This is a genomic window from Sorangium sp. So ce375 (assembly GCF_051473855.1).
Lineage (GTDB): Bacteria > Myxococcota_A > Polyangia > Polyangiales > Polyangiaceae > Sorangium.
Map to the genome: position 1 here is coordinate 10,258,027 of NZ_CP150335.1, position 15,621 is coordinate 10,273,647.

At 71.1% G+C, this 15,621-nt stretch carries 10 protein-coding genes; 6 read left to right on the plus strand and 4 right to left on the minus strand.

What is annotated here, in order from left to right; genetic code table 11:
- Positions 1 to 240 precede the first annotated feature (240 nt).
- Together WME90_RS38335 and WME90_RS38340 are read left to right on the plus strand one after the other, a co-directional pair.
- Positions 241 to 2,529 (plus strand): GumC family protein, encoded by a 2,289-nt coding sequence (locus WME90_RS38335; RefSeq protein ID WP_437277031.1) that lies wholly within the window; start codon positions 241 to 243, stop codon positions 2,527 to 2,529.
- Positions 2,530 to 2,550: 21 nt separating this feature from the next.
- Positions 2,551 to 4,101 carry a hypothetical protein gene (locus WME90_RS38340; RefSeq protein WP_437277032.1) on the plus strand — a complete coding sequence of 517 codons (1,551 nt, stop codon included), beginning with the start codon at positions 2,551 to 2,553 and terminating at the stop codon, positions 4,099 to 4,101.
- A 93-nt stretch (positions 4,102 to 4,194) separates the two neighbouring features.
- Here the strand turns inward: WME90_RS38340 and WME90_RS38345 are convergent, their stop codons facing one another.
- From WME90_RS38345 to WME90_RS38355, 3 genes are read right to left on the minus strand one after another with little or no spacing between them, the layout of a single operon-like run.
- A complete protein-coding gene (locus WME90_RS38345; protein ID WP_437277033.1) occupies positions 4,195 to 5,250 on the minus strand; it encodes an MraY family glycosyltransferase in 1,056 nt (351 codons plus the stop codon).
- Complete coding sequence (locus WME90_RS38350; RefSeq protein ID WP_437277034.1) at positions 5,247 to 6,227, minus strand: NAD-dependent epimerase/dehydratase family protein; 981 nt, start codon at positions 6,225 to 6,227, stop codon at positions 5,247 to 5,249. Before WME90_RS38350 ends, WME90_RS38345 begins: the two co-directional genes overlap by 4 nt.
- A gap of 12 nt (positions 6,228 to 6,239) precedes the next feature.
- On the minus strand, positions 6,240 to 7,514 hold the full coding sequence (locus WME90_RS38355; RefSeq protein WP_437277035.1) for a glycosyltransferase family 4 protein: 1,275 nt from the start codon (positions 7,512 to 7,514) through the stop codon (positions 6,240 to 6,242).
- Here WME90_RS38355 and asnB point away from each other — a divergent pair.
- The 4 genes from asnB to WME90_RS38375 all read left to right on the plus strand — a co-directional run bounded on the left by asnB (position 7,407) and on the right by WME90_RS38375 (position 14,271).
- Entirely contained in the window at positions 7,407 to 9,860 is a 2,454-nt protein-coding gene (asnB, locus tag WME90_RS38360) for an asparagine synthase (glutamine-hydrolyzing) (protein WP_437277036.1), read from the plus strand. The two genes, WME90_RS38355 and asnB, sit on opposite strands and share 108 nt — an antisense overlap.
- Positions 9,826 to 12,165: a bi-domain-containing oxidoreductase gene (locus WME90_RS38365; RefSeq protein ID WP_437277037.1), complete on the plus strand. Its 2,340-nt coding sequence runs from the start codon at positions 9,826 to 9,828 to the stop codon at positions 12,163 to 12,165. Before asnB ends, WME90_RS38365 begins: the two co-directional genes overlap by 35 nt.
- 64 nt (positions 12,166 to 12,229) lie before the next feature.
- Positions 12,230 to 13,360 (plus strand): glycosyltransferase family 4 protein, encoded by a 1,131-nt coding sequence (locus tag WME90_RS38370; protein ID WP_437277038.1) that lies wholly within the window; start codon positions 12,230 to 12,232, stop codon positions 13,358 to 13,360.
- A gap of 80 nt (positions 13,361 to 13,440) precedes the next feature.
- Positions 13,441 to 14,271 carry a class I SAM-dependent methyltransferase gene (locus tag WME90_RS38375; protein ID WP_437277039.1) on the plus strand — a complete coding sequence of 277 codons (831 nt, stop codon included), beginning with the start codon at positions 13,441 to 13,443 and terminating at the stop codon, positions 14,269 to 14,271.
- Positions 14,272 to 14,317: 46 nt separating this feature from the next.
- On the opposite strand, the gene WME90_RS38380 is transcribed toward WME90_RS38375, so the two are convergent.
- Positions 14,318 to 15,469: a heparinase II/III domain-containing protein gene (locus WME90_RS38380; RefSeq protein ID WP_437277040.1), complete on the minus strand. Its 1,152-nt coding sequence runs from the start codon at positions 15,467 to 15,469 to the stop codon at positions 14,318 to 14,320.
- Between the last annotated feature and the right edge of the window lie 152 nt (positions 15,470 to 15,621).

Here is a 15,621-nt window from a genome sequence, read left to right on the forward strand (position 1 = left end):
CTCCACGCGCCACCGCGCCCGGCGCGCTGTCATTTTCACATGCCGCCCCCTGGGTCCCCGATCGTGAAGCCCGCGCGACCTGCGCGACCCGGCCGCTGGCGGGAAGCCACAGGACAAAGCGCAAGCTCACCTACATCGGCCCCCTGAACCCAGCGTTCGCTTGAATTTTGGAGGCTCGGGGGGCACCTTAGCGCCCGAAAGGCGCCCTACCCCGCCGCAAGCGCGTCGAGCGCACGACTTATGGCCGACGAATCCAGAGCAGCTTCCACGACCTCCGACCGGAATGACGCGCCGAGCGAGCGCACCCTCGACCTCCTCACCGCATGGCGGACGGTAAGCAAGCACTGGACCACGGCGCTGACCACGCTGATCGCGGTCGCGCTCAGCGTCACGTTCTACACGCTCGGGCAGAAGAAAATTTACCAGTCCGCGGCGACCGTGCAGTTCGACCCGAACCCTCCCCGGCCGCTCGGCCGCGGGTTCGACTCCGTGGTCGACATGGGCGCTGGCTCGTACTGGAACAACCGAGAATACTACGAGACCCAGTACAAGGTCATGCAGTCGACGCGGGTGGTGCTCTTGGTGGTCACCAAGCTCAACCTGCAGAGCGATGCCTATTTCCTGAAGAACCTCCCCTCGGACGCGACGCCCCCGGCCCCCATGTCGGTGAGCCCCGAAGAGGCCGCCGACCTCCTGCGCGAGCGGCTCTCGGTCGAGCCGGTGAAGGAGAGCCGCCTCGCGATCGTCCGCTTCAACGACGCGGATCCCGCGCGGGCCCAGCGCGTCCTGTCCACGTTGATGGACGTCTACGTCGAGCAGAACCTCGACGACGCCCTCGCGTCCACGAACTCGGCGGTCGAGTGGCTGAGGACGCAGCTCGACAGGTTGAAGAACGATCTCGAGTCGAGCGAGACCTCGCTGCACGAGTTCAAGCTCAGCAAGAACATCCTCGACGTCGATTTCGAGGATCAGACGAACATGCTCCGCGAGGAGATGAAGCAGATCAACGACGCGCTCACGAGCGTGCGCACGAAGCGCGAGGAGGTCGCGGCGCGCAGCCAGGAGCTGTCGAAGGTCGACCCGAGCAAGCCGATCGAGCTCCCCGCCTCCGAGCTCATCGAGAGCCCGCTGCTCCGGACGCTGCGGGAGCGCCACGAGGAGTACGTCCGCGAGCGCGACGCGCTCATCGGCTCCGGCAAGGGCGAGAACCACCCCGAGGTGCGGGCCGCGACCGAGCGGGTCGCCGCGAACCAAAGCGCGCTGATCGCCGAGATCAAGAATGTTCAGGGGGCGGTGAATCGCGATCTCGCCATCGTGAGGCGCCAGGAGGCCGGCCTCGCGGCGCTGCTCGACAACTCGAAGAAGCAAGCGTTCGAGCTGAACTCGCTCAATATCGAGTACGATCGCCTCCGCCGGACCAAAGAGAACACGGAGAAGCTATATCAGCTCGTGCTGGAGCGCACGACGGAGAGCGATCTCCAGCGGATGATGCGGGTGAACAACATCCGGGTCGTCGACAGGCCGAGCGCGCCGCGCAAGGCGATCCGGCCCCGCGTCGCCGTCAACATCGCGCTTGGCGTCCTGGCCGGGCTGCTCCTCGGCATCGGCGCCGCCATGGGGCGGGCGATGCTCGATCGCACGGTGAAGACGCCCGACGACGTGGAGAGGGAGCTCGGGCTGCCGTTCCTGGGTCTCCTCCCGGAGTTCGACGAACGCGATAAAAAGAATGCCAAGCGCCACAGGCCGCGCCACCGCGGCAAGGTCGCGGCGCAGCCCGTGCGGCGCGAGCTCATCGTCCACGACCAGCCGACGAGCGGGATCGCCGAGGCGTCCCGCGCGATCCGGACCAACCTGCTCTTCATGTCGCCCGACCAGCCCTACAAGGTGCTCCTCATCTCGAGCGCCGGGCCCGCCGAGGGCAAGACCACGGTGTGCTGCTGCATCGCCGTGGCGATGGCGCAGGCCGGACAGAAGGTCGTCCTCATCGACGGAGATCTCCGCAAGCCCCGGCTCCATCAGATCTTCAAGAAGGGCCCGGATATCGGCGTCACGAGCGCCCTCCTCGACGACTCCGTGATCGACGACGAGGACGCGCTCAAGACCGATGTGCCCAACCTCTACGTGATCCCGGCCGGACACATCCCGCCGAACCCGGCGGAGCTCCTGCACAGCGACCGTTTCCGCGCGCTGCTCCAGAAGCTCAAGGGGCGCTTCGATCGGGTGCTCATCGACAGCCCTCCCATCGTCGCGGTCACCGACGCCGCGGTGTTGTCGACGCTCGTCGACGGCACGGTGCTCGTCGTGCGCGCCTTCTCCACGAACAACGATCTGGCGCGCCACAGCGTCCGCTCGATGCTCGACGTCGGCGCCAAGACCGTCGGGGTCGTGTTGAACGCGGTCGATCTGAACCGGCAGGAGTACGGCTACTATCACTATTACGCCTACAAGCATTACGGCGAATATCAGGCACCCTCGGAGCCGGCCTCGTCCGACGACGCGGACCGCCCACCGCCGCCGCTGCCCAACTGAGGGACACCGTTGCTCTCCACGATGAGGCCCCGCCGCCGCAACGAAGCGCGGCGCTCGACCGAGGCGGCCCCTGCCCAGAGCAAGGCGCACGCGCGCCGCGGGCGCCTCATGGCGACGATGATCGTCGCCACGCTGGCGGCGTTCGGTCCGGTCCTCGAGGGGGCGCTGGGCTACGGGCGCGGGTGGGTGATCGGCCTCGTGCTTCTGCTCATCCTCCCGTCGCTGGCGCGGGCCGGGGGCCCCCGCTTCCACCCGATGGATCCGGAGACGTTCGTCCCTGCCTCCTACTTTCTCACCGTCGCCTACTCACCCGTGCTGAGCCTGTTCACGTACCGCGGGTTCATGATGCCGAGCCGCGACACGGTGGCGCTGGAGGTGGCTTATGCGGGCGCCGCCGGGTGCGCCATCGTCTGCACCGCGCTGAGCCGCGTTCGCGAGGCGCCGGACGTCGAGCGGCTCGTCCCGATGCACAGGCCAAGGGCGATGCTGTACATCGACTGGGCGACGATCGGCATCGGCGCGATCGGGCTCGGCCTCGTGGGGATCTGGATCTACACCATCGGCCTGGGGCGGTTGTTCTCGCTGACCTATGCGGACACCTTCCTCGCGGAGGACGGCAAAGGCGTCCTGACGTCGGGCTGGTACCTGGTCCAGCTCGCCATCGTCTACTGCTTTCTCCGCCTCGCCTCGAGCCGCAAGGCCAAGGTGCCCGCGCCGCGGGCGCTGCAGTTCGCCGGGTGGTTCTTCCTCGTGAGCTTCCTCGTCAACACCATCATCGGGCGGCGAGGCCCTCTCGTGTGGGCCATCCTCTCCGTCGCGCTCGCCCTGCACACCTACGGGATCCAGATCCGCCGGCTGTGGCTGGCCCTCGGGATGGTCGGCGTCGTCGCTTACGGCATCGCCATCGAGGGCGCCCGCTTCCAGCAGGGCGGCGGGCTCGACTCGCAGATTTCGGCGGCGGCGGCGCGCTTCGAGAACCTGGACAACCCGCTCAAGATCGGGGAGCTCGAGGTCATCTACAGCAACCTCGTCGATATCGTGAACGAGCGGCCTCCGATCGTCACCTATCCCGGCGAGTCGTGGGTGAACGCGTTCCTCATCATGGTGCCCAAGCCGCTCTGGAGCGAACGGCCGCTCGGGCTGGCGCAGCGCTATGTGTGGTGGATGGATCCCAGCTATGCACGCAAAGGCGGCGGGTTCGCGATGAGCGCCGCCGCCGAGGGGTTCTTGAACATCGGGGTGCTGGGCACCTTCATCGAGATCGGGTTCATGAGCGCGCTCTTCTTCATGCTGCCGCTCACGATGGCAAACGAGCGCCGATGCACGCTGCTCGTCCGGACCACCGCCGCGTGCGTCGCCTCGTTCACCTACAACCAGTTCCGGGGCGAGTTCACGGCGATGCTCAAGATCGCGCTGTCGTTCGCCCTCGCGGCGCTCGCGACCGTCCTGCTCGCCGCGGTCATCCGGCAGCTCTCCGGCCTTCTCGCAGCCCTGCGCCCGCTGCAGCGGAGGCCCGCGTCGAGCGCGCGCGCCGCGGCGCGCGTGGGCGAGACGGCGGCGCGCGACGGATAGGCGCGGAGCAGGCGGCGCTCGGCGGCGGGGCGCTCGGGGACGGGCGCTCGCGGCGCGCACCTCGTGTCCGAGGCGCGCCGACGAGCGGGCGGCTCACTCCTCGATGCCCGCGCCGCGCACGGTGCGCAGGGCCTCTTCGAGCCGCACCTCGCGGCTCGACGTCCACTTCGCGTAGAGGACGAAGAGGGCGGCGGCGAGCAGCAGGGCGCCCCACGCGAGAGGCGCGGAGCCGCTGCGGTGCGCGACGTACGCCGCGCCGGCGACCAGCGCGGCGGCGACGCCCACCGTGCGCGCCACCTCGGCGTGGGTAAGGCCGGTCCGCACGAGGCGCTGGTACAGGTGGGAGCGGTGGGCCTCCCAGATCTTCTCGCCGCGCAGCTGGCGCCGGATCATCGTGAACGCGCCGTCCGCGAGGAAGAACCAGAGGGCCAGGGCGACCGCGAACACCGCCCGGCCGCGGGCCTCGTGGCCGAGCTCGAACGGGAGCGCCGCGAAGAGGAGCCCCAGCGCGGCCGAGCCGACGTCGCCCATGAACACCTTCGCTGGGTGCCAGTTGTGCGCGAGGAAGCCGGCGCACGCCCCCGCGGCGGCGAGCCCCATCACGGCGAGCGGCGCCTCGCCGCCGCCGAGGAGCGCGAGCGCGAGCGCCGCGATCACGCCCTGCAGGCCGGCGAAGCCGTCGATGCCGTCGAGGAAGTTGTAAATGTTGAGGACGCCCACGAGCCAGACGAGCGCGAGCGGGATCGCGAAGATGCCCGTCTCGACGTCGAGCGGCGGCGGCAGCGGCAGGCGGCTGAGCCCCCCTGCCGGCAGGCTCACGATGCCGGCCGCGACGAGCTGGAGCGCCAGCCGGAGCCGCACCGAGAGCCCGCCGGAGCGGTCGTCGAGGAAGCCGACATAGGCCATGAGGGCCACGGCCACGAACAGCTCGGCGCGCGGGACCGGCAGCCCGAAGAGCTTCGCGGCGAGCGCGGCCGCCGCGATGCCCGCGAGGATGCCGGCGCCGCCGCCCCGTGGCGTCGGCGAGGCGTGGGAGCTCCTCGCGTTCGGCACATCCATGAGGCCCGTGCGCTTGAGGAATGGGATGAGCGCGCAGACGGCGCTCCAGCCGACCGCGAGCGCGACGAGGAAGACGGCGGCCAGCTTCACGCGACGAGCTCCGCGGCGCAGTCGACGACCCGCGACGGGCTCCACCCGAGCGCCTCCCGCGCGCGGCGATCGTCGAACGTGAGCGACGAGGTCATCTTGCCGAGCGTGCGGCGGTTCAGCGGGATCGAGCGGCCGAGGACCTGCTCCAGGGTGGAGCCGGCCGCCGCCCCGAGCTCGGCGAGCCACATGGGGAGCCGGAGCGGCACCGGCTGGCGCAGCGCGCCGGCGAGCGCCGCCTCGATCTCCGCGAACGTCGGGTGGTGGCCGTCGGTCAGATTGTAGGTCCCGCCGGTCTCCGCCATCTTCGGCAGGATCTCGGCCACGTCCCGGGCCATGACCATGCTCCGCCGCGCCGTCCCGTCGCCGACCCCGAGGTAGCGCTTGCGGCGCATGGCGCGCACCATCGCGCCCAGGTTGCCGGGCGCGCCCGGGCCGGCGACGAGCGGCAGGCGCGCGATCGCGACGCGGACGCCGCTCTTCTGGCCCCACGCGAGCACGAGATCCTCCGCCTCCCGACGGCTCACGCCGTAGGGGTCGGCGGCGCTTCGGGGCGTGTCCTCGCCCAGCGCGCTGCCCTCCTCCGCGCCGTAGACCGCGACGGTGCTCACCAGCACGAACGCCTCGGGCAGCGGAGAGCTTCGGCCCAGGGCCTCGAGCAGCCGCGCCGTGCCGTTCACGTTGACCTCGTGGAACCGCTTCCGCTCGGCGTCTGTCTTGGGCACGACGTGGGCGAGGCCGGCGACGTGATAGACGACCTGGTACGGCCCGCCGGCGAGATCCACCGCCCCGGCGCCGAGATCCGCCTTCAGGAAGGCCGGGGGCTCGTGCGCGGCCCCCCCTTCGCCCGACGTCGCGACCACCGCCGCGGCGCGACGCCCGAGGACGGTGACGCGCTCGCCGCGGCGCCGGAGCGCGCTCACGACATGGGCGCCGATGAAGCCAGTTCCCCCGGTGACTAGGACGCTTGTGCTCGACATGGTTTGACGATCCTACGCAGACAGCGCTTCCCGGGCTTCCGGGCGCGCCGCGACCAGCTCGGCGAGGGCATCGAGGTAACGGCGCGCCAGCGCCTCGCGATCGTACTCGCGCGCGACGAAGCGCCGGCCCGCGCTCCCCATTTCTTCTCGGAGCGCGGGATCGCGCGCGAGCCGCCGGATCGCCGCTGACATCGCGTCCACGTCCTCGGGCGGGGCGAACAGCCCTCCTCCCGAGCGCTCGACGATGCTCCGCGCCTCCCCGTCCACGGAGAGGACGATCGGCCTCGCCATCCCCAGGATCTCGAAGATCTTCGAGGGGATGACGGTCGTGAAGAGCTCGCTCTTGCGCAGGGGGACGAGGCAGATGTCGCTGATGCCATAGAGCTCCGACACCCGCTCTCGCGGCTGCTGGCCCAGAAATACGACGTTATCGAGCCCGCTCTCCCGCGCCCGCGCCTCGAGCTTGGCCCTCTCTGCCCCCTCGCCCACGAAGAGGAAGCGGAGCGCGGGATCGGTCTCGCGGCACCGCGCAGCCACGTCGAGCACGGCGCTGAGCCCGTGCGCCATCCCCAGCGTCCCGACGTAGGAGCAGACGACGTGCTCCGGCGCGAGGCCGAGCTCCGCGCGGGTCCGGGCGGATGCGGCGCGCTCCGCGGGGGGCGTGAAGCGCTCGAGGTCGACGCCGTTCGTGACCACGCGAATCTTGCTCTCCGGGACGCCTCGGCTCGAGAGCCGCTCGCGGAAGCTCTCCGTCACGACGACGATCCGGTCCGCCTCGCGATAGAGGAGCTCCTCCAGGCTGCGCATGGCCGCGACCGCGGGGTGGTCCGCGGGGAGCGCGCCGACCGCGACGATCGACTCCGGCCAGAGATCGCGCACCTCGAACACGAACGGAGCGCCGCGCAGCCGCGCGATGACGAGGCCGGCGAGCGCGACGAGGATAGGAGGGCTCGTGGCGATGACCACATCGGGGCTCGGCGCGAACCACTGCCCGAACAGCGCCGCCGAGACGGCATAGGAGAGATAAGCGACCGAGCGTCGCAAGATCTTCTTGTTCGGGGTCGCGTAGATCCAGGTGCGGATCACGCTGACGGCATCGAGCGTCTCCCGGGCGAGGATGCGCCTCCGGTACGCCTCCGGGAGCATGCCAGTCGGATAATTGGGCATTCCGGTGAGGACATGCACATCGTGACCCGCCTTCGCCCAGGCGCGCGAGAGCTCGGAGACCCGCGCTTGAGGCGCCCCCATCTCGGGAGGGAAGTACTGAGATACGTAGAGGATGCGCAACCTACAGCGAGCCTCCGAGGACAGAGGAGAGCGCCGCGCTGGCCGAGACACGATATCGAGGGCGGCGGGCGAGCGCGCTCCCGGCGCTGGACCGCGGGCACCTTACACCAAAGCGGAGCGATTCGGAACCACGGGAGGGGTCGGCGCAGCCGCTCGGCCCGGCCGCACGGCGCGCTCGACGCATTCGAGTGCCGGGATGATGCGGAGGCCGCTGCGGCGCCACCGCGCACCTCGACTCGGGCGCGACTCGTGCGCGACTCGTGCTATTGCGCGGAATTACGCGGAAACGAGACAGAAAATTCTGGGCAGCCGCGAACGCCCCGTGCTAAGGGGTCGCGAGTGTGCGGCATCGCGGGCATTATCTGGTCTGATCCGGAGCGCACGGCCAACCCAGAAATCACAGCCGCGCCGCTCGCCTCGATCAGGCACCGTGGCCCCGACGGTGCGGGCTCCCTCGTTGTTCCAGGCTTCGCCGGCGGCATGCGGCGGCTCGCCATCATCGATCTCGCCGGAGGCGAACAGCCGGTCTTCAACGAGACGGGCGAGATAGGGATTCTCTACAACGGAGAGCTCTACAACTACCGGGAGCTCCGGCGGCGCACCGAGCAGCGAGGACACCGGTACTACACGCAGAGCGACACCGAGGTGCTCGTCCACCTCTATGAGGAGTTCGGGCCGGACTTCGTGCGCGATCTCGACGGGATGTTCGCGTTCGCCATCTGGGACGCGAAGAAGCAAAGCGCGCTCCTCGCCCGGGACCGCTTCGGGATCAAGCCGCTCTACCTGACGCGCACGCCGGAGGGGCTCGCGTTCGCCTCGGAGACAAAGTCGCTCGCAGCCGCCGGCTGGGTGACCCCGGAGATCGATCCCTCGATGTTGGGGTCGTACTTCCGGTTTGCTTACGTGCCCCAGCCGGCGACGATGTGGCGCGGGGTCGAGCAATTGCCGCCCGGGCACCTGCTCGAGGTGCGGCGCGGCACGCCGCTGCCCTCCCGGCGGTACCACCGGCACCGCCTGGGCGGCGCGCCGCGCCGCTCCGCCGCGGCGCTCGACCGGGAGGTCGAGGAGCTCCTCCGCGCCGCGGTGCGCCGCCAGCTCATCGCCGACGTCCCCGTCGGGCTCTTCTTGAGCGGCGGGCTCGACTCCTCGATGATCGCCGCCGTCGCGAGCCAGCTCGGCGCGTCGCTCCCGTGCCACACGATCGAGTTCCGCTCGGTCGATCGGGCCGGCGATCCGGTGGAGGAGGACGCGCCTTACGCACGCGAGGTGGCGCGGCACTTCGGGCTGCTCCTCCATGTGCACACGCTGTCGCCCGACGCCGCAGAGCTCCTGCCGCGCCTGCTCCGGCACATGGACGACCCCGCCGCCGACCCGGCGATCCTCACGGCCTACATGATCGCCGAGGCCGCGAGGCCGGTCTCCAAGGTCCTCCTGTCGGGCATGGGCGCCGACGAGCTCGCCGGCGGCTACCGCCGGCACGTCGCGGCGCGCGCGCTCGCCCCGTTCTACGGCCTGCCCGAGCGCGCGCGCGCCGGCATCGCGAGCGCGGCGTGGCGCGGCGCGGGCCTTTTGCGGGGGCCGAGCGAGGCGCGGTACCCGGCGCTGCGCAGGATCCGCAAGGTGCTCTCGGGGGTGCGGGCCTCCACCGCGGAGCTGCCGGAGTCGCTCGCCACCTGGACGAGCGACGACCTGCTCCAGCAGCTCGGCGTGGCGCCCCCCGCGACGCGCTGGGACGCGCTCGGCGAGGCGTTCGCCGGCGAGCTGCCGGACGATCCGCTGGAGGCGTGCCTCGCCTTCGACCTCGCGATGTACCTGCCCAGCCACAACCTGCTCTACGTCGACAAGGCGACCATGGCGGCGTCCGTGGAGACGCGGGTCCCGTTCCTCGACAACGATCTCAGCGCGTTCCTGCTCGGGCTGCCCCCCGAGCAGAAGGTCTCGGGCACGACCATGAAGGTCGCGCTGCGCAGGGCCGCGCGCGGGATGTTGCCCCCCTCCATCCTGAAGCGCCGGAAGACCGGGTTCGGCGCGCCGATACGCGCATGGCTCGGGCGCGAGCTCCGCCCCATGGTCGACGATCTGCTGTCCCCCGAGGCCGTGCGGCGCCGCGGCCTGCTCGATCCCGCTGGCGTCGCTGCGATCCTCGACACGCACCGCCGCGGCACGGTCGATGTCGCGTACACCGTCTGGGCCTTGCTCTCGCTCGAGGTCTGGTGCCGCGAGGTGCTGGATGATGGTACACGGCGGTCCGCCCTGTCCGCGTCGACGCGCGCGGCGGGCGACATCACGACAACCCAGGCACCTGAACACGATGCTGCACGTAATTCAGAACTTCAAGACGGGTAAGCTCGAGCTCGCGGACGTCCCCGCGCCTCAGCGGCCGCAGGGCTTCGTGCTCGTCGAGACCACCGCGAGCGCCGTGAGCCCCGGGACAGAGCGGACCATGGTCGAGCTCGCGCGCAAGTCGCTGCTCGGCAAGGCACGAGAGCGGCCCGATCTCGTGCGCCAGGTGCTCGGCAAGGTGGCGCGCGACGGCGTCCTCGCGACGTTCTCCGCGGTGCAGGCGCGGCTCGATGCGGCGACGCCGCTCGGTTACAGCTCGGTCGGCCGCGTCCTGGAGACGGACCCGTCGATCCCGCACGTGCGCGTCGGCGAGCGCGTCGCGTGCGGCGGCGCGGGCTACGCCGCTCATGCCGAGATCGTGCGCGTCCCGAAGAACCTCTGCGCGGCGGTGCCGAGCGCGGTGAGCGATGAGGACGCCGCCTACACGACGATCGCGGCCATCGCCCTCCACGGCGTGCGCGTCGCAGCGCCGACGCTCGGCGAGACGGTGGTCGTCATCGGCCTCGGCCTCATCGGGCTCATGACGGTCCAGATCGCCCGGGCCGCCGGGTGCGAGGTGATCGGCGTCGACATCGCCCCGTGGCGGATCGCGCTCGCGCGCGAGCTCGGCGCGTCGCTCGCGCTGCACCGGTCGGAGGACGAGGTCTCCCGCATCGTCCTCGACGCGACGGGCGGCGCGGGCGCCGACGCGGTGATCGTCGCCGCGAGCACACCGTCGAACGATCCCCTCGTGCTCGCGGGCGAGATCGCGCGCCCGCGCGCGCGGGTCGCGCTCGTCGGCCTCACCGGGATGGAGATCCCGCGCAAGCTCTACTACGAGAAGGAGCTCTCGGTCTCGCTGTCGACCTCGTACGGCCCTGGCCGGTACGATCCGTCGTACGAGGAGATGGGGGTCGACTACCCCATCGGCCACGTCCGCTGGACCGAGCAGCGCAACATGCAGGAGGCGCTCCGGCTGATGGCGCAGGGGAAGCTGCGGATCGCGCCGCTCAGGACCCACGCCTTCGCGATCGGCGAAGCCGCGCGCGCCTACGAGCTCGTCACGAACCCGGGCGAGGAGCGGGTGATCGGCGTCACGTTCACCTACCCCGAGCGCGAGGACAAGCGCGCCGGTGTCGTCCAGAAGGCCGGCGATCGCCCGGGCGGCCTCGCCGACCGCATCCCGAATGCCCTCCGCGCGATCGCCACGCCGCGCAAGGCGACGGAGCGCGTGCGCGTCGCCGTCATCGGCGCGGGCGGCTTCGTCCGCTCCACGATGCTGCCGATCCTCCGCGCGCACAGCCGGGTCGAGCTCGCGGCCATCGTGACGCGCGGCGGGCTCCAGGCGCTGGATCTCGCGCGCGCCTCCGGCGCCAAGGCGGCCCGCACCGACGTCGACGGCGTCCTGGCCGACCCCGACATCGACGCGGTGATGATCGCGACCCGGCACGACAGCCATGCGGCGCTCGCGATCCGCGCTCTCGCCGCCGGCAAGCACGTCTACGTGGAGAAGCCGCCCGCGATCAACCACCGCGATCTCCAGGCCCTGCGCGAGGCGCTCGCGGCCTCGAACGTCCACCTCGTCGTCGGCTACAACCGCGACCACGCGCCGCACACCCGCTTCCTCGTGGAGCAGTTCAGCCAGCTGCCGCCGGTGCGGCAAGCCGTGATCCGGGTCAACGCCGGCGCGGTGCCGGGGAGCTCGTGGGTCCACGACGCGGTCGAGGGGGGCGGCCGGTGGATCGGCGAAGGGTGTCACTTCGTCTCGCTCGCCGCGACGCTGGTCGGCGGGCCGGCGACGCGCGTCGCGGCGCTCAGCTGCCGCGGAGACAGCCACCTGCGCCCCGACGAGAACCTCGCCGTATCGCTCAGCTACGCGAACGGCTCCGTCGCGACGATCCTCTACACGGCGAGCGGCGACCGCTCGTTCCCGAAGGAGCGCGTCGAGGTGTTCGCCGGCGGGGCGGTGGGCGTGATCGACGATTTCAAGCGCGCCGAGGTCACGAAGGGCGGAAAGAAGCGCGAGCAGCGGGGGTGGATCGCCGACAAGGGCCACGCCGCGCTCGTCGATCTCTTCCTCGACGCCTGCCTTGGGCGCGGCGATCCCGGGGAAGCGCGCCGCCGCGCCGAGCACTGGCTCGACGCGACGGCCGCGACGCTCGCCGCCGCGCGCTCGCTCGAGTCGGGCGAGATGGAGCGGGTCGATCTCGCCATGCCCGGCGCGGCGAGCGCCGACGGCGATCGCGCCTCGAACGAGGCGGGCATCCCCCCGGAGCACGTGGACACCTCCTCGGAGCCCAGGGCGCTGTCCGAGGAGCCCTCCGCGTGATCCTGGCGGCGTGCGCATGGCCGCGCAGCGCGGTCGCGCGCCGCTCGCGCGATGGGGCTCGCCGATGAGCCGCCGGCGCCTGCTCGCGATCATGCCCGATCCGAGCGCCGCGTTCAGCCAGGCGGGGGGCGCGCTCTCGGCGGCCCGCGTCGTGGCATCGAGCCGGCTCTCCGAGCTGTTCGAGGTGCGCTTCGTGGACACCACGATGCGCGCCCACCCGCCCCCCAACGTGCGCGAGCGGCTGCAGAGCGGCGCCGCCCGTATGGCGCGCGCGCTGCGCGTGATGGACGGCTGGACGCCGGACGTGGCGCTGGCCTTCTGCATCCACGGGGTCAGCTTCTACGAGAAGACGGCGCTGCTGCTGCTCGCGAAGCAGCGGGGGGCGCGGGTGTATCTGAGCCCGCGGTCAGGCTTCGGCGAGCGGTGGCTGGAGGGGAGCGCGGCCGCGCGCCTCGCGGTGCGCGCCGCGGGACGCGCGCTCGACGGCTTCCTCGTGCAGTCGGAGCGCTGGCGCGACGTCTACGCGCGCTTCGGCGTCCCCGACGGCAAGCTCAACGTGTGGCCCAATCCGGTGGACACCGATGCATGGGCGCCCATCGCCGAGGCACGCACGCCAGCCTCGAGCGCGCGCCCCTTCCGCTTCCTGTTCCTCGGCTGGGCGAACGCCGACAAGGGGCTGCCGGAGCTCGTCGAGGCGACGCGCCAGCTCGAGGCGCGAGGTGGACCGCCGTTCGAGGTGACCATCGTCGGCGACGGCGAGTATGGCGAGCGCCTGCGTGAGCTCACTGCCCAGGGCGCCCTGCCTGCGCCGATCCGGTGGCTCGGCTGGGTGATTGGAAACGAGCGCAGCACGGAGCTCCTCCGCGCCGACGCCCTCGTGCTGCCGACCCACGCCGAGGGTTTCCCGAACGTCGTGGTGGAGGCGATGGCGTGCGGTCTGCCCGTCATCTCCACGCCTGTGGGCGCGATCCCGGAGATCGTGCTCGACGGTGAGACAGGCATCCTCGTACCGCCGCGCTCGGTCGGTCGGCTGGTCGAGGCGATGGATCGACTCAGGGCTAACCCTACAATCGCATCCGAGATGGGGCGACGTGGCGTGGAACGGGTACGTTCCAGGTTCTCCCTGGAGCAGTCCGTCACACGGCTGATCACGGTTCTTTCTTCGGACAGCGGCGGTACAAGAGCGGGCGCTTGACAGGCAAACGGAACAAGGCAATAGCCGACGGAGAATCGAGCCACGGCCGCGCCCGGCAAAAGGCTCGAGAAAGGTGCGCCGTGGAGAATATCGAGACGAAGGGCGAGGCTTACGGCAAAGACGAGATCCGAAGCCACTGGACCAACGAGCCGTGCGGCACGCGTGGCATCGACAAGGCCGATCGCAGGGGTTTCTTCGATCAGCTCGAGCGTGAGCGCTACGAGGTCGAGCCGTATATCAAGCCCTTTGCCAAGTTCGAGGAGGCGCGCGGCAAGAAGGTGCTCGAGGTCGGCGTGGGCGCCGGCACCGATTTCATCAACTGGGTACGAAACGGCGCCGACGCGACCGGCGTCGACCTGACGCAAGCCTGCGTGGACCTCACGAGCGAGCGGATCTCGCTGGAGGGGCGCAGCGCGAAGGTGATCCAGTCCGACGCCGAGAACCTGCCGTTCCCCGACGCCACGTTCGATATCGTGTACTCATGGGGTGTGCTGCACGTCACACCGGATACGCCGCGCGCGTTCCGTGAGGTGCACCGCGTCCTCAAGCCGGGCGGCGAGGCGCGCATCATGATCTATCACTCGCAGTCCTGGATGGCGCTGCTCCTGTGGGGCGTGCACTGTGCCGGGAAGCTGCGCCCCTGGAAGAGCCCGCGCTGGGCCGCGTACCACCATCTGGAGAGCCCGGGGACGAAGCTCTACTCGGTCGACGAGGCGCGGGAGCTCTGCGCGATGTTCTCGAGCGTCGACGTCAAGACCCTGCTCGGCACGGGCGATCTGCTCCTCATGCGCCCTTCGGCCAAGTACTCGAAGTGGCCTTACGACGCGCTCTGGAAGGCGTATCCCCGCGAGCTGATCAAGCGCACGGGCGACCGCTTCGGCATGACGTTGATGATCACGGCGAAGAAGTAGCCCGCTCCGGGCTGCGGGCCGCGCACCGGCCTCTGCCCTGCGCCGCTCAGGCGAAGCGCAGGCGGAAGACGTGCCGAAACGGGAGCCGGGCGCGGCAGCTCGCCGTGGCGGTGACAGCCGGCCTGCGCTCGCCGTGGCGGGCGTACCAGAAGGAGCTCTGCGTCGCCACGGGCCCTAGCTCGCTCGTCACGCTGGGCGCGAGCGACGCGAACGCCGCAGCGTCGAAGCGCAGCCCGATCGACACCGTGTGCTCGCCCTCCCCGAGCACGTTGTCCTCGATCGTGAGCTCCCCTCTCCGCAGCGTCCAGCGGCGCCGGTGGATCACCCGTCCGGGGAGGTGCGCATAGCCGTCGTGCTGGGCCGCCCAGGAGAGCGCCTCTCCCCGATCCTCGGCGTCGAGGATCACCGCGCGTGCCCGCCGCCCGACGCCGAACCCGCCCCACATCTCCGAGGAGTCCGCGCCGTCGACCGCAACCGTGTTGTGAGCCGCCGTGGACCGCGACCAGCTCCGCTCGGCGCCGGCCCCATAGGTGGGCACTCCGGGGTCGACGACGAGCCGCTGACCGCCTGCCCAGAGCTCGAAGGTGAGCGAATCGGCGTGCGCGTGACCGGCAACGTACTCGGCTCCGACCTCGCCGCAGTCCGCCATCACCACGCCCACACCCAGCCGCGCGACGACCCAGCCCGTCGGCGCAACCACGTCGAGGCCGTCCCGGGCCGGGTGCGCCGGCTCCGCCATGCCCAGCGCGGCGCCGAGCGAGGCGATCTCGCTCGGCGCGGGGCAGGCGTCGAGCGCCGCGTCGTTGAACAGCGGCAAGCTGTCGTCCGGCGCGGTGATTCGCGCGAGGAACGCGAGCCCCCGCTGGACCGCGCGCCCCCACGCGTCGGGGAACGGTCTTCCGGCGGCCTCGTGCAGCGCTGCGAGCTCCAGGAGCGCGACGAGGATCCAGCCGTGGTACGTGGCCGAGCGCTCGAAATGCCCGCCATCGGCGAGCATCTGCGCCTTGAGCTGACGATCGACGATGGCCGCTCCGAGGCGGTACCACATCTCTGCTTCGCGGCCCTCCGCGACCACCCCAGCGCACGCGAGGCCGATGCCGTCCTCGAGCAGGTGGTTGCCCGGCATACGCCACTCGATCTGCAGCGCCACGGCGCGCGCGGCCAGCGTGAGCGCCGGACCCACCGAGCGGGCGCCCATCCATGCCATGAGAGCCAGCGTGCGCGCGCGCACCGCGGCGGGAAAGGGAAGTAGGGCCGTTCCCGATTCAGCATCAAGAGTCGACCCAGCGCCTTCTGCCGTTGGCGTGCCGCCCCACAAGGAGCCCCGTCCATAGCAGCGCTCGTAGGCGC

Coding starts and splice junctions, on each gene's coding strand:
- WME90_RS38335 (WP_437277031.1), top strand. CDS start 241: ATGGCCGACGAATCCAGAGCAGCTTCCACGACCTCCGACCGGAATGAC.
- WME90_RS38340 (WP_437277032.1), top strand. CDS start 2,551: ATGAGGCCCCGCCGCCGCAACGAAGCGCGGCGCTCGACCGAGGCGGCC.
- WME90_RS38350 (WP_437277034.1), bottom strand. CDS start 6,227: ATGTCGAGCACAAGCGTCCTAGTCACCGGGGGAACTGGCTTCATCGGC.
- asnB (WP_437277036.1), top strand. CDS start 7,407: ATGCACATCGTGACCCGCCTTCGCCCAGGCGCGCGAGAGCTCGGAGAC.
- WME90_RS38365 (WP_437277037.1), top strand. CDS start 9,826: ATGCTGCACGTAATTCAGAACTTCAAGACGGGTAAGCTCGAGCTCGCG.
- WME90_RS38370 (WP_437277038.1), top strand. CDS start 12,230: ATGAGCCGCCGGCGCCTGCTCGCGATCATGCCCGATCCGAGCGCCGCG.
- WME90_RS38380 (WP_437277040.1), bottom strand. CDS start 15,469: ATGGGCGCCCGCTCGGTGGGTCCGGCGCTCACGCTGGCCGCGCGCGCC.